The sequence below is a fragment of the Microcoleus sp. D3_18a_C4 genome, assembly GCF_036702415.1.
Classification (GTDB): Bacteria; Cyanobacteriota; Cyanobacteriia; order Cyanobacteriales; family Microcoleaceae; genus Microcoleus.
The window spans coordinates 96,043-118,072 of sequence record NZ_JAUBTI010000012.1 but is presented as its reverse complement, the minus strand read 5'-3'; the positions used below and the strand labels follow the sequence as shown (position 1 = coordinate 118,072).

Below are 22,030 nucleotides of genomic sequence, written 5' to 3'. Positions count from 1 at the left end.
ATCATGTCCGATCGAGTGACCGCGATTAAAAGGGCGGGTTTTTGAGATTGTCAATTATTGGCAGATATTTTTCGTGAACCCGCCCCTACCGTATTAGGGGTAATCGACCGGCCATGATATCAATCATGACTAAAGTGCTCACTATAAACCTGCATATTTTCCTAAAAAACCCGGTTTAGGCGTCTAGAAACTCACAGATAACTCCTATCGAAACTTCCGTTCAGATTCTTGAATCGGAACATCATTAATACTAGCTTCACGTCTTCGCATTAACCCATTTTCGGCAAATTCCCACTGTTCATTACCATATGCGCGATACCAGTAGCCAGAATCATCGTGCCACTCATACTCAAATCGAACAGAAATCCGATTGTCTGTAAAACTCCACAGTTCTTTCTTTAAACGGTAATCTAATTCCTTTGCCCATTTCCGTCTTAAAAAAGCCTTTATTTGTTCCCGTCCGCTGAAGAATTCGGCACGGTTTCGCCACTGAGAATCTTCCGTATAAGCTAAGGCTACTCGTTCTGGATCGCGGGTATTCCAGGCATCTTCAGCAGCTTGAACTTTGGCTTTAGCTGTTTCCAACGTAAAGGGCGGTAGAGGTGGTTTAGTTTCCATAAGCTTGGTTTTTTGTGATTATAAAATATCAGGTGCGGGATGCGAGCGCTACAGAGAGAGTTTTGCGACTTTAGCAATGAACGGAGCCATGTGTTCCCGCCAAAGTACATAAGAACGGCGAAAACCGTCAAGTGTTGCCGGTACATTCGGCACGTAAAACCAATCCGGTGCTTCTGCACCTCGCTCTGGCGGGTCAGTTTCTCGCCAGTAAATGCCGCAATCTTGCCCGATCGCATATTGTCCGTCTGGATGCAGTCGCTCTACAACCGGCCCGATCGAATCTGTCAGAATTATGCTCTGAGGATGCTCCTGAAAATTTTTCACAAATGTACCGTCTTCGTCTGGCAATTGGGTATGGTCGGGGAATGCAGGAGGCAGACCTGTAGCAGTTATTGTCTCGTTCATCGTCTTTTCCGTGCAGTTATTGTTCATTGTACTGCGAAATTTTAGAGCAATCTGATTTGAAACTTTAGCTAATATTAACTAAACCCAGCTAACCATAGCGGAAGCATCAGCAACAAACCGACAGAAGTGATGGCGATGCTGCTAGCTAACAAATCGCGATCGAGCTCGTAGACTTCTGCTAAAATCAGCACCGAAAGAGCTGTGGGCGTTCCCGACATCAACACCAACACAAACCTCGGATCGCCACTCAATCCGAAATAACTAGCACCCAATCCGATCAGTACCGGCACAATTACCACTTTTAACAGCGACGGGATTAACGCCAGTTCAAAACTTTCCCATTTCTTAATAGACCTCAGCCGGATGCCAACCAGCAACAAAGCACTAGCAATTACCACCCAAACAGCAGTCTGGAATCCAGACTCCACTATTTCGGGCAGGGGGATGTTTCTAGTATAAAAACCAATTAAAAAAGCCCACAGGGCGGGAACTGTCAGCACGTCCCGGATCTGAGTCCACCAGTGATTTTTTTGCTCGGAGTTCCCAAAATAGCTAGCAATAAATACACCGAAACAATAAGTTCCAATAACGTTGTTAGTGACGCTGTACAAGACAGCCCAGTTGGTGTTATCGGTGCTGATGATAGACGGGGTGATTGCTAATCCAACAAAGCCCGTATTCCCTAACATCGCCGCTAGGATAAAACTCCCTTCGCTCGATCGCTTCAGGGAATTAAAATTTACTAAGAATAAATTTACCAGAGAATTTTTGCCCTGAAAATAGGGCTTTTTGATGTGGGCCGCACTCAGCCTACGCAATAATACCCAAGTCAGCCAAGCACAACTCGTACTCAGAAATAACACGAATATGGCGATCGCCGGCGTGAATCCCACAGCACCCGAAAAATCGCTCTGACGGGCTAAAACTAGAATTTGCAGCGGTATCCCAATCCAGAAAAGAAAGTGGCTCAGCAGCTTGGGAAAATCAACTGGGATGTACCGAAACAGCAGCAGTCCTAAGCCCGTCCAGATAACTAGAGGCGTATAAGCGTGAAATAAGGTTTCAATCATAAAAATTTAACTAGACAATTGGAAATGCCTCTATCTATTAATAGTAATGCTAAAATCAGTTTAATAAATGCGAATAGTCGTTAGCGGAGCCCTCGAAGAGGATCGCACTTGCACGCTTTTTCGTCCTAGCGTGTTCGCAGCACTGCCGGCCCGAAAATTTCCGCCCAAATTCCCGCACCTTCCACGGCACAATCCTCAGACGGGCAGCCCCAAATACTTGCAGCTTTTTGCCTTCTGTTTCAGAAAACTTCTGTTAATTTCACAAGTGTGCGATCGAGTTATCTTGCCTTGGACGAACAGACGTGCAACGTTTTCCTGCCGTTTCGATCGAACAAAAACAGGGTGAGACTAAAGCTGCTGATGACTTGCACTCATTAATTCAATTTCAAAGCATTAACAGGCACCTCATCCCAAGAACTAACAGTCCGCAAGGTAGCAACCCAGCCCTGCTGTTTTTGCTCTGCCGTCAAATTCTTCTCAAAAGATTCGTGGCAATCCTTCGCTTGAGTCTCATCGCGACAAGCAATGCAAGAATAAAGAATACCCGACGGATCGATTTGCTCGTTTACCCAAATAATCACGCTCTACTCTCCCAATTAACTTAACTCTTATCTAAATTTTCCTATATTTTGGTCAATTAAGTAGGTAGGTATTAATTAACCTGAGTGTGGCATTTTAGCTTAACAGGCAAGATGCCTGTTCCACACACAGGCAAGATGCCTGTTCCACACACAGGCAAGATGCCTGTTCCACATACAGGCAAGATGCCTGTTCCATACACAGGCAAGATGCCTGTTTCACACACAGGCAAGATGCCTGTTTCACACACAGGCAAGATGCCTGTTCCACACACAGGCAAGATGCCTGTTCCACACACAGGCAAGATGCCTGTTCCACACACAGGCAAGATGCCTGTTCCACACACAGGCAAGATGCCTGTTCCACACGCCTTAATTACTTCGATGCCAAATTTGCCAAAGACTCGCCCGCAAGCCGGCAAATCCGCCAGTCGGGCATCACATCAGCACCGATACCCTTGTAAAATCCGATCGCCAATTCATTCCAATCCAAAACGCTCCATTCCAAACGCCCGCAGCCCCTTTCTACTGTCAACTGCGCTAAATAAACTATCAAAGATTTGCCAATTCCCCGCCCTCGAAACTCAGGGAGTACAAACAAATCTTCCAAATAAATTCCCGGCTTAGTCAAAAAAGTAGAATAATTGTAAAAAAATAGCGCCCAGCCCACAACTCGACCCTCGCACTCGGCTAAAATCGCTTCAACAAAAGGTCGAGCGCCAAACAAATGATTCTCCAAATCAACGGCATTGCCAGTAACGGCATGAGATAATTTTTCGTACTCAGCTAAAGCTTTAATCAAATCAAACAGCACCGGCACGTCGGCGCGGGTAGCGGGGCGCAAAATTACCTCAGAAGACATAAATAAGTAAGTAGTACGCGACAATCAACAATTAAAAATACCACATCAAGACATTTTTAATTTGTAATTTTTAATTAAGTTTTTCCACCTTAAACAAGCATATTTACGGCCGCGTCCGAGTGTCCCCCACAATAATTTTAAGATTTTTCAAAAGGCAAACTCAAGGTTTTTTAGTTTATTTCAACCAGCCCTTCAATCGTTCCGTCACTTGAGGGCGACGCAGCTTTCGCATTGCCTTATTTTGAATTTGACGGACTCGTTCGCGGGACAAATTGAACAAACTGCTGACCTCTTCTAAAGTGTAAGGTTCGCCTGTCAGCAAACCGTAACGCATAGCAACAATCTCTTTTTCCCGCTCAGTCAAAATACTGTCCAACACCTCCAAAATATCTTGGCGCATCATCATCTCATTCATCTGAGCTTCGGGAGATTGCGTCGCGTTATCTTCGAGAACATCCAAAAGTTCCGAACTTTCTTCTGAGCCGATGCGGTGGTTGAGAGACAAAGATTGCCGACGTACTTGCTGGAGGTAGCGAAGCTGTTCGCAAGTAACTTGCATTTCTCTAGCAAGTTCAGTTTCAGTTGGATTGCGTTGAAGAGAACGCTTCAAATCTCGATAAACTTTTTTGAGTTTATTTAACTGTTCGACAATGTGAACAGGCAAGCGAATCGTCCGCCCTTGATTGGCAATTGTCCGGGTAATTCCTTGGCGAATCCACCAATAGGCATAGGTAGAAAACTTGTAACCCTTCTCCGGATCGAACTTTTCGGCTGCACGATTCAAACCCAAAGCTCCTTCCTGAATTAAATCGAGAAAAGGCACGCCCCGATTAAGATAGCGTTTGGCAATCGAAACTACCAAGCGCAAATTCGAGCTGATCATTTTCCGTTTCGCCGACTGACACTGGTGGCGAAGCTGTTGCATTTGAGTTTCGCTCACTCCCAAAGCCGCTGCGAGTTCAGCTTTTGTCGGCACTCTGTCCAATTCCTGCTGCAAACGCTGTTCTAGTTTCTCCAGGGCTACCAATTCTTGAACGCGGCGCGCCAACTCTACTTCTTCGGCTGCTGTCAGTAGAGGATACCGAGCCATTTCCTTGAACAAAGCTCCCACTGGATCGTCGGCAGACCAGTTGTTGTATGCTGACGATCGAGTTACCGTCGGACGATCGATCTCGGTGTCTTCATCTTCTGCGATCGCGAATGAGGCTTCGGGTGCCACCGCAAAACTGCCTAGGTCAGATTCTGCCATATCGTGCTTGGTGTCGGTGGAAGGATTTGAAAAGTATCCCTTAACTTTAACCAATTTAACCGGAAATTTCCGAAATCCCAAATCCGAAATCCCAAATCCGAAATCCCAAATCCCAAATCAATTAGTTCGGGCTAGTAAAGGAGCAGCCTGCAACAACTGCTGAGTATAAGGGTGCTGCGGATTAGTAAAAATATCCCTAGTCTTACCGATTTCAACAATTTTTCCAGCATTCATTACCGCAATACGATCGCAAAAAAATCTCGCCACCCACAAATCGTGCGTAATAAACAGATAAGTCAAATTAAATTCCTGCTTCAACTCCAACATCAGCTCTAAAACTTGAGTCTGCACGCTGGCATCCAGCATACTCACAGGTTCGTCGCAAATTATCAGTTGCGGCCGAGTAATCAAAGCACGGGCGATCGAAACTCGCTGCTGTTGTCCTCCTGACAATTCCCCCGGATAGCGACGAAAGAAATCCTCCCCTGGACTTAAACCCACCCGCTCTAACATTTGGATTACTTGTTTTTTCGCTTCGCTGCCATTAGCTAATTTGTGAATAAACAAAGGGTCAGCAATACTTTGCCCGACAGTCATCATCGGATTCAGGCAAGCATGGGGGTCTTGAAAGATCATTTGCATTTCGCGGCGGTGCTTCCTCACAGCATCGCGGTTCAGGGCAGTTATATCTATTCCTTGAAATTCCACTTTGCCACCCGTCGCGGTAATTAGCTGCAAAATCGTGCGTGACAAGGTACTTTTGCCGCAGCCGGACTCCCCCACCAGCCCTAGGGTTTCTCCCCGTTGTAGCTCTAAACTAACGCCGTCTACGGCTTTAATTACCTGGCGATTCCGGCTAAACAACTGATCTAATAAATTGCTTTCTAAACTGTAGTGTTGCTGCAAATTCGTTACGGTCAAAAGAGGCGCATTTGTTGAGTTTGCAGTAACGGCTTCAGTCCTGATTTCCTCGAATGCTAACCCTTTGTCAGAATCGGCTTGAATGTGCAAAGCTGCTTTGAGGAGCGATCGAGTATATTCGTGCTGCGGCTTTTCAAAAACGTTTTGCACCGGCCCTGTTTCTACGACTTTACCGCCGTACATCACCGCAATGCGATCGCAATACTCAGCCACCATCGCTAAATCGTGAGAAATCAACAAAATAGCCGTTCCCCGTTCCTCACAAAGTCTGGTTAATTCCTGCAAAATCTGAGCAGCTACAGTTACGTCCAAACTTGTAGTCGGTTCGTCCGCCACAATTAATTTGGGATCGAGCAAAAGAGCCAAAGCAATTGCTACTCTTTGCCGCATTCCGCCGCTAAATTCGTGGGGAAATTGCGACCAACGAGACGCGGGAATTTTCACAGCTTCCAGAGTTTCGATCGCCCGTTTCTTAGCTTGCTTGCGATCCAAATTCGGCCTGTGAGCTTGCAAAGTCTCGATGCAATGTTCTCCTACAGTCATCAAAGGATCGAGACGAGTCATCGGATCTTGAAAAATCAATGCTACAGCTTCGCCCCGAAACCGTCTCAGCCGCGAAGCATTCATATCAAACACCGACTCTCCCGCAAAACTAACTCGCCCCTCAATCAGCGTTGAATCCGGCAGCAACCGCATCGCCGCCCTTCCCAAAGTTGACTTACCGCACCCAGACTCCCCAACTAATCCGAGCTTTTCCCCCGGTTTCAGCGTCAGGGAAACCCCGTCTACTGCCCAACCGGATTGGCCCCGCCGCTGAGGATAAGCTACTCGCAGATTGTCAACGGAAAATAGAGAAGAGTCATTAGTCATTAGTCATTAGTCCTTAGTCAATCGATTTTAGATTTTAGATTTTGGATTTTAGATTAAAGAATTAAAGCATTAACTTGCGCGAGATAAATTCGGGGGCTTGTATCCTGGATGCTTTCGGTCAGTAGTCAGTGGTCAGTGGTCAGTTGTTATTTGTTATTTAATGGTCAATATACTGGCTGTTAGTTGTTACTTCTTAGTGTTTCATAGTTATTAGTTATGGGCAAGAGACTGCTCTGCTGTTTGTAAATACAAATAAAAATAGCTACAAACAAAGCTTTTATTAGTACATCATTCACCGAGCAACTGATAACTGACAACTGACAACTGACAACTAACAACTGACAACTGACAACCATCAACTGACTAAATTTCCTTTCGCTTCAACTCAGCTCTCCGCAGTATGTAAGTAGCGGCACAATCTGCGTGAGGATGGTCTGCCAAAACTTCCGCGAGTTCCAACACATATCCGGCGATATCCGGCCCCAGCTTCTCAGTCAGCACTTGACGTTCCCGAGATGCGAGTTCTTGCACGCGGGCCTTAGCTTGCCAATTCGCAGAAAACATCTTGTCAATCTCGGTGTGGAATCCCAGACTTTCGAGAATGTCCCACTCGCCGTTATCGCACCAAATGCCCCCGCACAACATACAGCGCTCTATGTAAAAGGGCACTCTGCTGAAAGGAACTTTCGCCCGCGACAGATAGTGACCGTCTTCGGGACACAGGGCTGCTTTGCTGTCGTAGACAGACGGGGTGAATTCTATGCCGAGAGTCCCTGTCGCATCAGGCTTCTCGGATTTGTTGTACCACTGGCTTTGCTCTTTTTGCCAAGCTTCGTATTCTCTGCCTGGAATCCAGATACCGTAACAGTTGGGACACCACTGCACGGACATACGGCCGGCTAAGGTACCGCCTTCTAAATTGGGATGTTTACATTTTGGACATTCCACCGCTTTATTTCTCCTTGCCTTATTAATTCCCTGTTAATTCAATTATTAATTCTGTATCTGGGCGGGCCCTGAAGAACCAGAATTTTTTTGCAGCAGCGCGCCACAGTAGCCAATTAGCGTGTTAAGCCGCGCGATCGCCCCAGTTTGCCTCGCCTTTGCTGTCGCTGGCTGGCGCGACGCTTGCAAAAACGTGACATCTGTCCCCAATAACCGCAGTTGCTTGTGAATTTCCGTCAAGTAGGACTGCTCTGGGGGTGTTTCTGAGGCGTCTAACTCATCGCTTTCGGCTCTCATAATTTGGTTTCCGAAAAATTGTTGCACTTTTCTGTATTCGATCGCCAGCGCGGCCCGATCCAGATTATCCTGTGCAGCAGTTCTTTGTAGTTGTTCTAGCGCTTGCTGTAATTCTTGGTAGCACTGGCGGCGGTCTTCGGACAATATCATGATTTTGTAAACAAATTTGTATTTATAATCAAAGTAGATACTTACTTAAGTTTGCTCATAGGGAGGGAAGCTGTGCGTTTTTGGAGCTATTCCCTGTTTTTTGAGAACTTTTTTTGATTTTCTGCCCTAACTCTACCCTTCTGGCTGCTGCTTTGAGTTTAGCGTTGCCGGTAAATGCCGATCGCCCCGCAACCTCAACTGCTACCGCCAAAATATGCTTATTTTACCCGATTTTCCCCGATCGACAGACTGCAGCCGCCGCAGTGGTGTCACTATATTTTCCTACCTCCGACGGGCGACGACTCGGAATTCGATAGGTATAGTTTGAGAAAAATCGACTATTTTTTTGAATTGCAAATTGTGGCATTCAAGTAGTTTAGTATAGCTAAACACATAATTTCGGCAATTCAACCGGAAACCGGCTTTTAACCATTTGTATTTCTAAGTTTTAAAGGTGTACCCCATGAACGCGAACACTCTGACTCCCTCTCCTTCGATCGATCCTGCTGTAGTTCCCGATTGGCTGCAAGAATGCCTGAATGCTCGATCGGAGCCTGATGGGGGCGCTAACCCGAATTGTTCCACGGACGACAGCTTAATTTGTCGGGCCTTTGAATTTGCCCGCGACTTGCACCAAGGACAATACCGCAAATCGGGAGAACCTTACATTTGCCATCCGGTAGCTGTCGCTGGAATACTGCGGTATATGGGCGGCAACAACGTCATGATTGCGGCGGGCTTCCTCCACGACATTGTTGAAGATACAGATATTACTCTCGAAGAAATAGAACAGCGGTTCGGCGCGGAAGTGCGACAGTTGGTTGAAGGTGTCACCAAGCTTTCTAAGTTTAATTTTTCCAGCAAAACAGAGCGCCTTGCGGAAAATTTCCGCCGAATGTTCCTAGCAATGGCTAAAGATATTCGCGTCATTGTCGTCAAACTCGCCGATCGGCTGCACAACATGAGGACTTTGGAGCATTTGTCCGAGGAAAAGCAGCGCAGTATTGCCCTAGAAACCCGAGATATTTTTGCTCCCCTCGCAAACCGTTTGGGTATCGGCCGCTTTAAGTGGGAATTGGAAGATTTAGCGTTTAAATACCTGGAACCTGAAGCTTACCGCGAAATTCAGGAATTGGTGGCCGAGAAGCGGGCCGATCGAGAAACTCAACTCGCAGAAGTCACCGATAGTTTGCGAGAAAGGCTTGACAATTTAGGCATTAAATGCTACGAAGTTAGCGGCCGTCCCAAACATTTGTACGGGATTTACGGGAAGATGCAGCGCCGCCAAAAAGGGTTTAAGCAAGTGTACGATATTGCGGCGGTGCGGATCATAGTAGAAACCAATGATGACTGTTATCGGGCTTTGGCGATCGTCCACGATTCTTTCCGCCCGATTCCCGGCCGCTTTAAAGATTATATCGGTTTACCAAAAGCCAACCGCTACCAATCTTTGCACACCGGAGTAATCGGAACCAGCGGCCGCCCCATCGAAGTGCAAATCCGCACCGTAGCAATGCACCACATTGCAGAATACGGCATTGCCGCGCACTGGAAATACAAAGAAACCGGCGGTTCTAACACAAAAGTCACCGGCGATGACGAAAAATTTACTTGGCTGCGACAACTCCTTGAATGGCAAAGCGACCTCAAAGACGATCGCGAATATTTACAAAGCATTAAGGACAACTTATTCGACGAAGATATTTACGTTTTTACTCCTAACGGAGACGTGATTGCTCTCAATAGCGGATCAACTCCCGTAGATTTTGCTTACCGCATTCACACAGAAATTGGCAATCACTGCACAGGTGCCAGAGTCAACGGGCGAATGGTAACACTAGACAAGGTTTTAAAGAACGGCGATATTGTAGAAATCTTGACCCAAAAAAATGGTCATCCGAGTTCCGACTGGCTGAATTTTGTCAAGACAAACGGAGCCAAAAACCGAATTCGCCAGTGGTTGAAGCGATCGCACCGAGATGAAAATCTCGCTCGCGGGCGGGAATTGCTGGAAAAAGAATTAGGTAAAAACGGCTTAGAATCTTTGCTGAAATCTGATCCCATGCAATCGGTGGCTCAGCGCTGCAACTACCACAGCGTCGAAGATTTAATCGCCGGTTTGGGCTACGGCGAAGTCACCCTAAATCTCGTAGTAAATCGACTGCGAGATTTAGTAAAAGTGCAGCAAAAAATTGAAGCGGCTCCTGCAGGAACCCACGAATTGCCCCAGCTAATACCTGCATCAACGGCACCGAAACCAGTACCGAGTTCGTCTCCGAGCAAATCGCCGATCGCAGGTGTAGAGGGATTGCTCTACCATTTATCTGGCTGTTGCTGTCCGATTCCTGGGGAATCAATTATTGGAGTGGTGACTCGCACTCGCGGAATTTCGATTCACCGGCAAGGATGTTCAAATGTTGAGAACGTGCCTGGGGATCGCTTGGTTCCTGTGAGTTGGAATTCCAGCAACCGCAATGAATCTCGACCCAACACTTATCCGGTTAACATTCAAATTGAAGCCCTCGATCGAGTGGGAGTTCTCAACGATGTTTTATCGCATTTGAAGGACAACCAAGTAAACGTCCGCAGCGCTCAAGTCAAAACATATCCCGGATTGCCTGCATTAATTGACTTGTGCATGGATATCCAGGATAAACAACAGTTCGAGCGCACTTGTATGCAAATTAAAAAGATGAGCGATATTTTGAATTTGCGGAGGCTGAGTGAAGGGAATTAACAGGAAATTCTTCCTATGGCCAAACTCAGCCTTAACTCGGTTATTCCTTCAGCAAAGCTGACCAACTATTTATTAATCCGGCTTCCTAAAGACGACAAATCTCAGTTTCTCGATCGAGGTGGTTACAGCATAGAAAACTGGCAACAGCTCGATCGAGATTTAAGAAGCCAGATACTTCCTCTGGAAGCGGAGCAAATGGAAAACACCAGATACGGTCAAAAGTACATGATTAAAGGCAGTTTAACAGGTCCAAACGGTACGATTTTACAAGTTAAAACCGTTTGGATAGTTACTCCATCCGAAACCAGATTTGTTACATTAGTTCCTGATTGACTAGAGGTTAAACCCCATGAAATTTGAACTGTTTTCACAGGTAGCATTGCGAGAAGATATTCCTAAGTATGGCCTAAAAAAAGGTGATACAGCAACTATTGTCGAGCACTACCAGATGCCTGAAGGTGAAGAAGATGGTTATAGCTTAGAGGGGTTCAATGTCGAAGAAATTACGGTTGAAGTTGCCGAGTCGCAGATAGAAGCAATAAAAGCTGCTGTTTTGCAACTTGGAAAATATTGATTACCCTTCGCCTTCCACCAGCCTGGGATGAGAGCGACTCATCTTGCGACGCAAAATTTGTTCTTCTTCAGAGAGAGGTGCTTCGCAAGCAGCATTAATTTTTTCTAACAGTTGTTGATTTTCGCGACGCCGGATAAATTCTTCAAGCGCTATTTCGATCAAAAAGCTCTGCGAAATTTGCATTTCGCAAAGCTTTTGTTTCCGCTTGTTCAAATAAAGATGCTGGCAATGAGATAGCAGTTTTGACAGTTGTCATAGCTTTATACCTTCATTTATTTATATGAGTATAACTAATAGTATAGCTAACCACAATACGGTTCAGCAAACAGGCAGAACAATGCACCCCTTTATTTCGCAGGAGCGACAGGCTTTGCAACCCCTAACTTTTGCTGCAAAAACTCCCGCGCCACTTGTCCCGCTTCCTGCTGTTTCCCGTCAACTTGATAGTTTAGTTTACGCATATCTTCTTCGGAGATTTTCCCGCCCAATTCTGCGAACACTGGACGCAATTCCGGGTATTTCTCCAAAATTTGCGATCGCACAACCGGAACTGCTTCGTAGGGCGGGAAATAGTTCTTGTCATCTTTGAGAACTACTAAACCTAAACTTTGAATCAAACCATCCGTCGTATTACCAGCAATCACATCTACTTCTTTTTGTTGCAGCGCTTGATAAAGCAATCCTAACAGCAATTCCTTCGGTTGTTCTCGAAACTTAATCCCGTAAGTTTTAGCCAATCCGGGAAATCCATCTTCTCTCTCGTTAAATTCTGGGCCGAAACCAGCCCGGAGGTTAGGTGCAGCTTTCCCAAGTTGCGAGAGAGTTTGTAAATTGAGTTTTTTGGCATCGTCTCCCCGCACAATAATCGCAAAACTGTTATTAAATCCCAGCGGTTCCGTCCATTCTGCTTTAAACTTTTTGGGATATTCTTGTTTGAGGTAAGCGAGGACTTTTTTGGGGTCAGAAATCGGTTTCTGTTTGAGCAGGTTGGCGTAAGCAGTCCCCGTGTATTCGACGTACAAATCGATTTTACCTGCTGTTAGGGATTGATGGCAAAGCGAACCTCCGAGATTCAGTTCTCGTTCTACTTTGATATCTGTTTTAGCTTCGATGTGCTGTGCTAAAATTTCTGCGAGAATGGCTTGTTCGGTAAAGTCTTTCGAGCAGATGACAACTTGCTTTTCGGGCTTAGAGGTACATCCTGCTACTGCAAGCAAGCAAAGCAGCCAGCAGGAATAGAAAAAAAAATCGTTCTTAGATATTTTCATGACTTAACTCAAATTAAACATCTACAATTAATACCTTATAAGTTATAGCATAAAGCCCAGAGCGCAGACTTCTTCAAGAAGTCTGCGCTCTAACACCGATCGCACTTTACCCAAGTTCCGTTTTCCTGTTGTAACATTTATTTATAGACATGGAGGACAAAAAATGGTAATCAGCGTCAGCGATATTATCCAGCAGCAGCGGCAATTTTTTGCGACTGGGAAAACGAAAGATGTGGATTTTCGGCTTGAACAACTGAAAAAACTGAAAAGTGCGATCGAACTTAATCAATCACGAATAGTCGATGCTGTCAAGACAGACCTCGGTCGGCCGGAATTCGAGGCTTATCTTGAAATCGCATCGATTGCCGAAGTTAATTATGCCCTCAAAAACCTCAAATCGTGGGTAAAGCCGAGAAAAGTGCCTGCTTCGATCGATCAATTCCCAGCATCCGCCCGCATTTACCCAGAACCTTTGGGCGTAGTTTTAATCATCGGGCCTTGGAATTACCCATTTCAGCTAATGATATCACCTTTGGTCGGGGCGATCGCCGCCGGCAACTGTGCACTTCTCAAACCTTCGGAAATCGCCTCGCACACCTCCGAAGTTATCGCCGACATGATATCCAAAACCTTCGATCCCGCTTATGTAGCCGCCGTCGAAGGAGGAGTCGAAATCAGCCAACAATTACTAGCCGAAAAATTCGACCACATCTTCTTTACCGGAGGCACTAAAATCGGTCGAATTGTCATGGAAGCTGCCGCTAAACACCTGACACCTGTAACCTTGGAATTAGGTGGCAAAAGTCCTTGCATTGTAGACTCAGATATTCAAGTTGAATACACCGCAAAACGCATTGCGTGGGGCAAATTCCTCAATGCCGGACAAACTTGCATCGCTCCAGATTACCTGTTAGTTGATAAAAAAGTTAAACCTGCTTTGATGACAGCAATTAAAACAGCAATTCACGAATTTTACGGCGACGATCCGCAAACAAGTCCCGACTATTCGCGGATTATTAACCAGCGGCAATTAGACCGTTTGAGTGGGTTTATCAAAGATGGAGAAATTGTCGTCGGTGGGGAAGTTAAGCCGGAAGATAGATATATTGCACCGACGGTTTTAGATCGTGTTTCCTGGGATTCGCCGGTGATGCAAGATGAGATTTTTGGGCCGATTTTGCCAGTTTTAGAGTATGATGATTTCGGAGAGGCGATCGCCCAAATCAACGCCCGTCCCAAACCTTTAGCTTTGTATTTGTTCTCCAAAAATAAAGAGAAACAAGAGCGAGTTTTGCGGGAAACTTCTTCGGGGGGAGTTTGTCTCAACGACACGGTTATGCAAGTGGGGGTAAAAGATTTACCTTTTGGCGGAGTTGGCGACAGCGGCATCGGTAGCTATCACGCCAAAGCAAGTTTTGACACCTTTTCGCATCAAAAAAGCGTGCTGCAAAAGTCATTTTTACTTGACTTAAAATGGCGGTACGCTCCCTATAAGGGTAAGTTGGATTTGATTAAGAAAATTATCGGTTGAGCGATCGCACTTGGAGGGGCGGGTTCGCCAACGTTTACAATATCACCGAGATAGCCAAATCAACCCGCCCATTCCTGATATTATCGGTTAAGCGATTCCACGGTGAACGATTATTTCCCTAAATTTTAAATGATTGCTCATCTGTTTTTGGAACGATTTAGGAGCGCGAATTAAATAACTTACAATTTTAATTGTTATTGTGGGATGGGCGTCCCGCCCATCCCACAAACTTGTGGAAGTTATTTAATTCTCATTCCTTAGATCGCAATGTCTACCTTGCACCATTCTCAATAACAGGCTTTCCGGCCTGTTCCACAAAGAGTGAATTTCTTGTGGGGAGTAGGGTTGGGCATCCTACCGGCCCATAAAAACCTGATTGAAAATGGTGCAAGATGTCCCTCCTAAAGGACAGTTGCCCATCCAAAATAATTCCCATTAGAAATGTCTATAATATCTTTTAGCATCTTCTCGCTAACAAGCAATTTATGGAACCTTTAGCCAAAGAACCCTGTGCCGCCTGCCACCCAAACTCTCCGCGCGTCACAGCTTACGAAATTGTCCAACTCAAAACTCAAATTCCCGACTGGAATTTGATCGAAAAAAATGGCATTCCCCAAATAGAACGCACCTACGAATTCCCGGATTTCAAAAGTGCGATCGCCTTTACAAACAGCGTCGGCGAAGCAGCAGAAACTGAAGGACATCACCCCGCACTGTTAACCGAGTGGGGGAAAGTTACCGTTACTTGGTGGACTCACGAGATTTCTGGACTGCATCGCAATGACTTTATTATGGCTGCGAAAACAGATGCGATCGCCAATCAATTCCCAAAATAAAATCCGACTTATAGCCCGATCGTAGTCTAAGAAAGCACCGCCCTGGGCACTGGTGAATGTTGATTGGCATTATTCAACAACTCCAGATTCAGCCGGTAGCCGACATTCCGTACAGTTTGAATCAGGCTCGGCTGTCGCGGGTCTATTTCGATTTTTTTACGCAGAGAGAGTACGTGAGTGTCGATCGTCCGGGGGTTATCAATAGCATCAGGCCAGGCCCGACGCAGCAAATCCGATCGCGACAGCGGCACTCCTCCAGCTTGAGCTAGCACGTACAGCAGGCTAAATTCCTGGGGAGTCAGCTCAATATGTTCGTCGTACAACCTCACTCGGCGCTGCACCAAATCAATTTTCAGCAGCCCGCACTCCAGCGTCGCCGGCGGTAGCATCGTGCGGTTGCGGCGCATCAGAGCTTCCACCCTGGCCATAAACTCTTGCATCCCAAAGGGTTTAGTCAGGTAATCGTCTGCCCCCGCCTTCAAACCCTCAACAATATCCGATTCCGAATTCCGCGCCGACAGCATCAAAATCAGCGACTGCTGCTGCTGTTGCAGCCAGTTGCAAAATTCCAAACCGTCCCCATCGGGCAATTGGGCATCCAGAATGACTAGGGTTGGCTGGCGGCTGAAAAATATTTCCCTAGCGTGACTGATATCCGCTGACTGGTGCACCCAGTGACCGACTTGCTGTAGATGCCAGCCCAAGAGCGATCGCAGGTGCGGATTCCCTTCAACAATTGAAATACTTGCAGATTCCACAGAGGCGAGCTTCCCATATCACTAATTGCTACAAGGTTAACAGAGCTTTTGTCAAGCTTTTGTAACCATCGCTACTCAAGCATGAGCTGCGTTTAAAGCAGCGGACATACCTAGGGTAGGAATTTTAAAGATTGGGTTAATTTGGCAGAGTCAGCCTGCAGAAAGGTGAAATCATTCTGGCGGTAAGCTTACAATGAAAATAAGACAGTGTAAAGCCGATCGACCCCATGCCCCAACCGCCTGCTAAAAGCGATCCCCCCGACCCAGCCCCCAATCCCAGGAGGTTGACAAATCGCGCAAGTGAAACTAGAATTCCTCCAACCGTTCGCTCGGTAGCCGGAACACTCAGCCACTTTGACCGTCAAATTCAGCCACATCCCGACTCCCTTAAACGCACAGCGAATAATCTAGGTGCGCGCAAAAAGTCGAGCAACTGCATTGCAACGAGTGAAATTTTTTATGGAGGGTAGCCTGTTGAGCAGGGTAAAAACTTTTATTTAGAAATAGCTTCAAGCTGAGCCACTCAGCATCAATCGAGGCCATTCCTAAATCCCGCCGTCATTATACAAACCACAAAGGATTTCAAACTCATACCATGCTACAAGACACCCAAACAATCCGGCACTACCAAAAACTCACCGACGCCCTCGTCGAAATGTGGAATAGAGGTTATCGCTTCGATGACCTGCGGCTTTACTTAGACGGCTATTTAGCAGCCCTGCGGCATTCCAACGGTCTGGAACCCTATCTGATTCACAGACTAGAGGAAGAAGCAGCGCGTTACATTCACGACCCCTCCAATTTTGCAATGCCACAGACACAGACACAGGCTGAATCAGACTACTATTAAATAGCAAATTCGGTTTGATAAACCCTTGATGATTTGGGAATTGGGAATTGGGAATTGGGAATTGGGAATTGGAAATTGGGAATTGGGAATTGGAAATTGTAACGGGTTCCGTGGCTCTGCCAGGGAACCGATGTCCAGAGGCTCGGCCTCGCTTTGGGAGCCTAAAAATTCGATGCCGAGCCTACCGCATGGCGTTCCCTGGCAGAGCCTGGTATAGCACTCCTAAATGAGCCGTAAATTTTTTACCCCACCCCAATCCTCCCCGAACCTGCGGGGAGGGAGTAAGAAATTCACAAATGATTTAGTATTGCTATAACGAATAATTAAGTAAATCAACCTAATTCAACGTAAAACGCAATTGCTGTTATTTCCCCGACTTCTTAAAGAAGTCGGGGATATGTTTTTTCTCTCTAATTTAAGAAGCCAAAGCCACTTCTACAACTTGTTGCAATTCGCCCTTTTGATACATCTCGATCATAATATCCGAGCCACCAATAAACTCGCCGTTGATATAAACTTGAGGAATTGTCGGCCAGTTGGAATACTCTTTAACGCCTTGACGAATTTCCTGGTCTGCCAAAACATCAACAGTTTCGTAAGGCACTCCCAAAGTATTGAGAATTTGCACCACAGTATTAGAAAAACCACACTGGGGCATTAACTTATTGCCCTTCATAAACACCATGATTTTGTTTTGCTTAACCAACTCGTCAATTCTTTGATGTGCTGTTGTACTCATGGTAGGTCCTAATATTGTTTGAAAATTTTTAAACGTTGACTGACGCAGAAACCGCGTTTTTTACGAAAATCTTTCGTTACAGCCATAGATTCCGGTAAAAAAACCGGGTTTTTGTGGTTTTTGTGCGTAAGTGGAGCAGTTGTATTTCAAGCAACTCTTGACACAAGCACAAACTTGTGATACCCCATTGCCGCTCAACAATTAAGCAGCTTGACTTTTCGCTTCCCATTCTGCGGGAGTTAAGGTTTCCAAGCCCAAAGCGTGGATGGCTTCACTAGCCATTGCCTGTTTGAGAGCGGCGTAGACCAGTTGGTGCTGCTGTACTCGGCTTTTTCCTTCAAAGGCTGCAGAGACGACTCTCGCCTGGTAGTGGTCACCGCCACCGGTCAAATCGTCAACTTGTATTTTAGCGTCGGGCAACCCTGCCTTAATCATTTCTGCTACTTGAGACGGTGTAACCATTGGTTTCTCTGATAAACGACTGTAATTTAGATTTTAGTGGAACTATTTTGTCGATGAGCTCGGTTGAGCGCTGGCCGGCCGGGGAAAGGGCGAATCCACAAAACCCAATTCCAGTAACTGCTGGTAAGCTTTCTTGCCCAAGTCGCGAGTTGGCTGCTGCGATCGAATAATCTGAATCAGCAGGGGCACAGCCAGTTCGGGCTTATTTTGCGCCCGGTGTACCAACGCCAGCCGGTAGGTAGCTTCGTCGCGCATTTGGGCCGTTTCTACAGCTTTTGTGCGGTGGCTTTCCGCCAAGCGGATGTCAATTCCGGCAAAACTGCTACCCAGTTGTTGGTAGAAGTTGGACAGTTGATTGAAAATTTGGCGGGATTCTTGCAGCTTTTGAGTAGCGAGTGCGTAATTCTGAGAGGAAATAGCACTGCTGGCTTCTGTCATCAAACGCTGGCCTCCTGGGACGCTTAGCAAGCTGCTGTCTTGCGTCAGAGGGCGAAGATTGTTGGGGTCTGTGGGGTCGTCGGCGGGCTCGACTTGCGGTTGGTTCTCTGGCCCAGAAGGTTGTTGTGCTTGGACTTGGAGCGGTTGCAACAGGGTAAAAGCTGCGATCGCCCCGATCGTAATCCGGGCAGTGGAGCGAAGCCAACAAACAGTTCCAGAGTATACCATGAAATTACTTTGCGCCTGTGCGCTTTAAAAAAATATTTAGCTTGAGCCGATCTTACCATTGGCGATCGCAACCGGCTAAGTGTAAACCAAATTTGTTGAAATGTCAAAGGGTGCGATCGATTTTGGATTTTAGATTTTGGATTTTAGATTTTGGATTGAACAAGGAAATGGCGGGGCATGGGACTGATCCCGGCAATCTAGTCTTGGACGCAGAAACCGGGTTTTTTTACCTAAATACTGCCTTTGAGACTTTAAAAATGGTGGAAAACCCGGTTTCAATGGTTTTGATGGGTAAGTCCCGATCTAATTCAACAATCGAACGCACCATGAATATGGCAATTGAAAGAACAGCTTACGGTCAACTGCTGGCTAAATCTCAGCCTAAGCCAATCCTGAACGAAGAAGATAATGATCTTGCCCTCGCAGAAGTCGATTTTCTGATGTCTAAGGAAGAATTAACATTAGAAAAAGAAACTTTACTAAGCCTCTGGGCTCTGTTGATCGAAGAATACGAAGCCAAGTATTACCAAATTCCAGAAGCGACTCCCCAGGATGTTCTATTGCATCTCATGGAAGTTCGCGAACTCAAACAAGCCGATTTAGTGGGGGTGATTGGTTCCAAAGGAGTAGTCTCTGAGGTTGTTAATGGGAAACGGGCGATTAGCAAGGCGCAAGCTAAGGCGCTGGGAGAATTTTTTAATATTAATCCTGGTGTGTTTATTTGACTGAGATGTTGCACCATTCTCAAGAACAGGCAAGATGCCTGTTCCACAAGAAAATTTATCTTTTGTGGAACAGGCATCTTGCCTGTTCAGAAAAGGCTTATTGACAATGGTGCAAGATGTGAGTTTGAGGGACTTGCTGAATCATTGTTAATAAGCCTTTTACGGGCGGGCTAGAAGCCCAACCCCTACTCCCCACAAGAAGAAAATTCAGTTTTTGTGGAACAGGCATCCTGCCTGTTCTTGAGAATATAGTAAGACTGAATTAAAATTAAACAAAAACATTTCTGATGGTACAACCAAGCAAACCGACCTCCGACACTCTCCAAAATTATCAAGGAATTGGAGTCCCAGATGAAAGTCTGGCAGTGATTTTGCAGCGCGGCGGCGATGAATTGCTGCTGTCAAAAGCGGACGATCGCTTTACAGTCCGCCCCTCATCAACAGCATCAGCCTCAAACGATTGGGCTGCAACAACTGGGGCACAACTCAACCGTCGCGTCGGCCAAACCAATCTCGAAGAATATCTCGTTTCACCCGATCGCCTAGAAGCAGCAATGCAAGCAGCCCGCGCCAGCGATGCCGTAGCTTTTGCCAGCCACGTCTATTGCCCCGCGAACAATCCGAGTACATTCTTTTATTTAACCGACCAAATTACCATTCAATTTGGCGAACAAGTAGACGAACAATCGCGAAATGCGATCGCCAATGCAGCAGCTTTAAAAATAGTCCGGCCAGTAGAAGGAATTCCCAACACTTTCGTCTGCGAAGTCACAAAACAAGCAACAGAAAACCCGGTCAAAATTGCCAACCGCCTGACAAGATATCCAGAAGTTCTGGTAGCGGAACCCAACATTGTAGTAGAGACGCAGCAGCATTATACGCCCCGCGATCCGCTTTATCCCAAACAGTGGTATCTCAACAACAAAGGCGGCAACGAACTTGTCGGCGGTGCTCAAATTTATGCAGAACCAGCTTGGAACATGACTCGCGGAGTTCGATCGATCGTAATTGCGATCGCCGACGATGCAGTGGACATCACCCACCCAGATTTTCAAGCCCAAGGCAAAATCGTCTCACCCATCGATTTAAAAGAGGGCGACACTTCCCCGATGCCAGTCGCCGACTCAGACAACCACGGCACAAGTTGTGCCGGCGTCGCGGTTGCTGAAGAAAACGGCAAAGGCATTGTCGGCGTCGCCCCCGGCTGCGCCCTGATGCCCATCCGTACCAGTGGTTTTCTCGATGACAATTCTGTCGAAAAAATGTTTAATTGGGCGATCGCAAAAGGGGCCGCCGTCATTTCTTGCAGTTGGGGGCCTGCTGCAGTTTACTATCCCCTTTCCCTGCGGCAGAGTGCCGTTATCACCAAAGCAGCAACCCAAGGGCGGGGCGGCAGAGGCTGCGTTATTCTGTTCGCAGCGGGCAATGCCAACCGCCCAGTCAACGGTACTGTGAACGAGAAAGGCTGGCCCAACAACGTCGTGGAGGGTCAAACTAGATGGCTGGCAGGATTTGCCGTACACCCAGACGTAATTGCCGTCAGCGCTTCCACTTCCCTCAACAAAAAAGCAGCCTACAGCAATTGGGGCACCAGCATCTCGGTGTGCGCCCCCAGCAACAACGCGCCGCCGGGAACTTGGTTGCCAGAAACCGGATTTATCGCCACGCCGCCGGAGGTGACGCAGTATTTGCCCGGTTTGGGGGTGTTTACTGCCGATCGAGTGGGCGATCGGGGCTACGACTGGGGGGACTATACTGATACTTTTGGCGGTACTTCCAGCGCCACTCCAGTAGTCGCTGGGGTTGCAGGGTTGATACTTTCGGCTAACCCCCGTTTGACGGCGCGGGAAGTGCGGGGAATTCTCGAACAAACTGCTGAGAAAATTGTCGATCCCGATCCCGATCCCCAGTTGGGCAATCGCATGGGAAATTACGATCCTAACAACGGCCGCAGCGATTGGTTTGGTTACGGGAAAGTGAATGCTTTTAAAGCTGTGCAAGCTGCGGTGAGAAAGGGCGGCGGCAATCCGAATATCGGGGGTGCGGTGTTCAGTGATATTTCTGGACATTGGGCACAGAAGTTTATTGAAGCTTTGGCTGCGGCGAATATAGTTAGCGGTTTTCCTGACGGTTCTTTTAGGCCTGATGACAGTTTAAACCGTGCTCAATATGCGGCGCTGTTGGTGAGTGCGTTTAGTCCGATTCCGAGGGTGCCGGCTACAAATTTTATTGATGTTTCTGCTACTTTTTGGGCGAGAAGTGCGATCGAACGAGCAAATCGGGGGGGGTTTTTGGCGGGGTTTCCGGGGTTGAAGTTCGGCCCGAATCAGAATTTAACTAAGGCTGATGCGATCGTGTCTTTGGTTAACGGTTTGGAACTTAAGGGCGGCAATCCTGATTCTTTGAAAGTTTACAGCGATCGCTCTCAAATTCCTAATTATGCTTTGAGTGCGATCGCTACAGCAACTGCTTTGAAGATTGTGGTTAATTATCCTTCCCGCGATTGGCTTTCGCCGCTTCGGGACATTACCCGCGGTGAGATTTCGGCTTTGATTTACCAGACTTTGGTGGCGATTAATCGGGCAAAGGCGATCGATTCTCCTTACATTGTTTAATCGCGATCGGTTCGCAGCATCGGACTTCAGTCCTATTCCCTGCGAGGGGACAAGCAGCAAGCAGTACGACACGGATACACGGAGGATAGCCAAATTAGCCAATTAGCTAAACCTCAGACGAGTCAAACCATCCGTGTATCCGTGTCAAAATCCGTGTCGTGCTGTGTGCCAAAACCAGTGTAGCGCTCCACCTATTCCCCGCGAGGGGACAAGCAGCAAGCAGTACGACACGGATACACGGAGGATAGCCAAATTAGCCAATTAGCTAAACCTCAGACGAGTCAAACCATCCGTGTATCCGTGT

General features: G+C 46.8%; 24 protein-coding genes and 1 pseudogene. 9 read left to right on the top strand and 16 right to left on the bottom strand.

Annotated elements, in window-relative coordinates:
- Nucleotides 1-204: 204 nt before the first annotated feature.
- The 10 genes and pseudogenes from QUB16_RS09125 to patD all read right to left on the bottom strand — a co-directional run bounded on the left by QUB16_RS09125 (nt 205) and on the right by patD (nt 7,965).
- Nucleotides 205-618: a nuclear transport factor 2 family protein gene (locus QUB16_RS09125; RefSeq protein WP_332978470.1), complete on the bottom strand. Its 414-nt coding sequence runs from the start codon at nt 616-618 to the stop codon at nt 205-207.
- A gap of 72 nt (nt 619-690) precedes the next feature.
- A pseudogene (locus QUB16_RS09120) lies at nt 691-1,023 on the bottom strand (Uma2 family endonuclease); the annotation flags it as partial.
- Between the two features lie 74 nt (nt 1,024-1,097).
- Nucleotides 1,098-2,093, bottom strand: coding sequence for an AEC family transporter (locus tag QUB16_RS09115; RefSeq protein ID WP_333315659.1), 996 nt, complete (start codon nt 2,091-2,093; stop codon nt 1,098-1,100).
- A gap of 374 nt (nt 2,094-2,467) precedes the next feature.
- Nucleotides 2,468-2,674 carry a glycogen debranching protein gene (locus QUB16_RS09110; protein WP_333315657.1) on the bottom strand — a complete coding sequence of 69 codons (207 nt, stop codon included), beginning with the start codon at nt 2,672-2,674 and terminating at the stop codon, nt 2,468-2,470.
- A 94-nt stretch (nt 2,675-2,768) separates the two neighbouring features.
- Nucleotides 2,769-3,038 carry a hypothetical protein gene (locus tag QUB16_RS09105; RefSeq protein ID WP_333315655.1) on the bottom strand — a complete coding sequence of 90 codons (270 nt, stop codon included), beginning with the start codon at nt 3,036-3,038 and terminating at the stop codon, nt 2,769-2,771.
- A gap of 9 nt (nt 3,039-3,047) precedes the next feature.
- Complete coding sequence (locus QUB16_RS09100) at nt 3,048-3,533, bottom strand: GNAT family N-acetyltransferase (protein ID WP_333315653.1); 486 nt, start codon at nt 3,531-3,533, stop codon at nt 3,048-3,050.
- Between the two features lie 175 nt (nt 3,534-3,708).
- Nucleotides 3,709-4,782 (bottom strand): RNA polymerase sigma factor, RpoD/SigA family, encoded by a 1,074-nt coding sequence (locus QUB16_RS09095; RefSeq protein ID WP_333315651.1) that lies wholly within the window; start codon nt 4,780-4,782, stop codon nt 3,709-3,711.
- A gap of 117 nt (nt 4,783-4,899) precedes the next feature.
- Nucleotides 4,900-6,573: an ABC transporter ATP-binding protein gene (locus tag QUB16_RS09090; RefSeq protein ID WP_333315649.1), complete on the bottom strand. Its 1,674-nt coding sequence runs from the start codon at nt 6,571-6,573 to the stop codon at nt 4,900-4,902.
- 363 nt (nt 6,574-6,936) lie between these two features.
- Nucleotides 6,937-7,521, bottom strand: coding sequence for a zf-TFIIB domain-containing protein (locus QUB16_RS09085; RefSeq protein ID WP_190657725.1), 585 nt, complete (start codon nt 7,519-7,521; stop codon nt 6,937-6,939).
- A gap of 45 nt (nt 7,522-7,566) precedes the next feature.
- Nucleotides 7,567-7,965, bottom strand: coding sequence for a heterocyst frequency control protein PatD (gene patD, locus QUB16_RS09080; protein ID WP_333315647.1), 399 nt, complete (start codon nt 7,963-7,965; stop codon nt 7,567-7,569).
- A gap of 174 nt (nt 7,966-8,139) precedes the next feature.
- Here patD and QUB16_RS09075 point away from each other — a divergent pair, with 174 nt between their 5' ends.
- The 4 genes from QUB16_RS09075 to QUB16_RS09060 all read left to right on the top strand — a co-directional run bounded on the left by QUB16_RS09075 (nt 8,140) and on the right by QUB16_RS09060 (nt 11,276).
- Nucleotides 8,140-8,340, top strand: coding sequence for a hypothetical protein (locus tag QUB16_RS09075; protein ID WP_333315645.1), 201 nt, complete (start codon nt 8,140-8,142; stop codon nt 8,338-8,340).
- 88 nt (nt 8,341-8,428) lie between these two features.
- The gene (locus QUB16_RS09070; protein ID WP_333315644.1) at nt 8,429-10,702 is read left to right on the top strand and encodes a bifunctional (p)ppGpp synthetase/guanosine-3',5'-bis(diphosphate) 3'-pyrophosphohydrolase; all 2,274 of its coding nucleotides are present in this window, start codon (nt 8,429-8,431) and stop codon (nt 10,700-10,702) included.
- Nucleotides 10,703-10,717: 15 nt separating this feature from the next.
- On the top strand, nt 10,718-11,035 hold the full coding sequence (locus QUB16_RS09065; RefSeq protein ID WP_333101993.1) for a DUF6883 domain-containing protein: 318 nt from the start codon (nt 10,718-10,720) through the stop codon (nt 11,033-11,035).
- A 16-nt stretch (nt 11,036-11,051) separates the two neighbouring features.
- Complete coding sequence (locus QUB16_RS09060) at nt 11,052-11,276, top strand: DUF4926 domain-containing protein (RefSeq protein WP_333315643.1); 225 nt, start codon at nt 11,052-11,054, stop codon at nt 11,274-11,276.
- Here the strand turns inward: QUB16_RS09060 and QUB16_RS09055 are convergent, their stop codons facing one another.
- Both QUB16_RS09055 and QUB16_RS09050 read right to left on the bottom strand, forming a co-directional pair.
- On the bottom strand, nt 11,277-11,459 hold the full coding sequence (locus QUB16_RS09055; RefSeq protein WP_333315641.1) for a hypothetical protein: 183 nt from the start codon (nt 11,457-11,459) through the stop codon (nt 11,277-11,279).
- A gap of 164 nt (nt 11,460-11,623) precedes the next feature.
- A complete protein-coding gene (locus QUB16_RS09050) occupies nt 11,624-12,544 on the bottom strand; it encodes a glycine betaine ABC transporter substrate-binding protein (protein WP_333315640.1) in 921 nt (306 codons plus the stop codon).
- A gap of 163 nt (nt 12,545-12,707) precedes the next feature.
- Between QUB16_RS09050 and QUB16_RS09045 the strand changes: the two genes are divergently transcribed.
- Both QUB16_RS09045 and QUB16_RS09040 read left to right on the top strand, forming a co-directional pair.
- Nucleotides 12,708-14,075 (top strand): aldehyde dehydrogenase, encoded by a 1,368-nt coding sequence (locus QUB16_RS09045; protein WP_333315639.1) that lies wholly within the window; start codon nt 12,708-12,710, stop codon nt 14,073-14,075.
- A gap of 485 nt (nt 14,076-14,560) precedes the next feature.
- Nucleotides 14,561-14,911, top strand: a complete 351-nt coding sequence (locus tag QUB16_RS09040; protein ID WP_333315637.1) for a 4a-hydroxytetrahydrobiopterin dehydratase — start codon at nt 14,561-14,563, stop codon at nt 14,909-14,911.
- Between the two features lie 26 nt (nt 14,912-14,937).
- Here the strand turns inward: QUB16_RS09040 and QUB16_RS09035 are convergent, their stop codons facing one another.
- On the bottom strand, nt 14,938-15,669 hold the full coding sequence (locus QUB16_RS09035) for a response regulator transcription factor (RefSeq protein WP_333315635.1): 732 nt from the start codon (nt 15,667-15,669) through the stop codon (nt 14,938-14,940).
- Between the two features lie 595 nt (nt 15,670-16,264).
- Between QUB16_RS09035 and QUB16_RS09030 the strand changes: the two genes are divergently transcribed.
- On the top strand, nt 16,265-16,519 hold the full coding sequence (locus QUB16_RS09030; RefSeq protein ID WP_333146016.1) for a DUF6761 family protein: 255 nt from the start codon (nt 16,265-16,267) through the stop codon (nt 16,517-16,519).
- A 415-nt stretch (nt 16,520-16,934) separates the two neighbouring features.
- Here QUB16_RS09030 and grxD read toward each other — a convergent pair whose 3' ends face one another.
- The 3 genes from grxD to QUB16_RS09015 all read right to left on the bottom strand — a co-directional run bounded on the left by grxD (nt 16,935) and on the right by QUB16_RS09015 (nt 18,386).
- Nucleotides 16,935-17,258, bottom strand: coding sequence for a Grx4 family monothiol glutaredoxin (grxD, locus tag QUB16_RS09025; protein WP_333315633.1), 324 nt, complete (start codon nt 17,256-17,258; stop codon nt 16,935-16,937).
- A gap of 201 nt (nt 17,259-17,459) precedes the next feature.
- Nucleotides 17,460-17,720 carry a BolA family transcriptional regulator gene (locus QUB16_RS09020; protein ID WP_333315632.1) on the bottom strand — a complete coding sequence of 87 codons (261 nt, stop codon included), beginning with the start codon at nt 17,718-17,720 and terminating at the stop codon, nt 17,460-17,462.
- 42 nt (nt 17,721-17,762) lie between these two features.
- Entirely contained in the window at nt 17,763-18,386 is a 624-nt protein-coding gene (locus QUB16_RS09015; protein WP_333315630.1) for a hypothetical protein, read from the bottom strand.
- Between the two features lie 41 nt (nt 18,387-18,427).
- On the opposite strand from QUB16_RS09015, the gene QUB16_RS09010 reads away from it, so the two are divergent.
- The gene (locus tag QUB16_RS09010) at nt 18,428-19,111 is read left to right on the top strand and encodes a hypothetical protein (protein WP_333315628.1); all 684 of its coding nucleotides are present in this window, start codon (nt 18,428-18,430) and stop codon (nt 19,109-19,111) included.
- Between the two features lie 287 nt (nt 19,112-19,398).
- Entirely contained in the window at nt 19,399-21,726 is a 2,328-nt protein-coding gene (locus tag QUB16_RS09005; protein WP_333315627.1) for a S8 family serine peptidase, read from the top strand.
- Nucleotides 21,727-22,030: the final 304 nt, after the last annotated feature.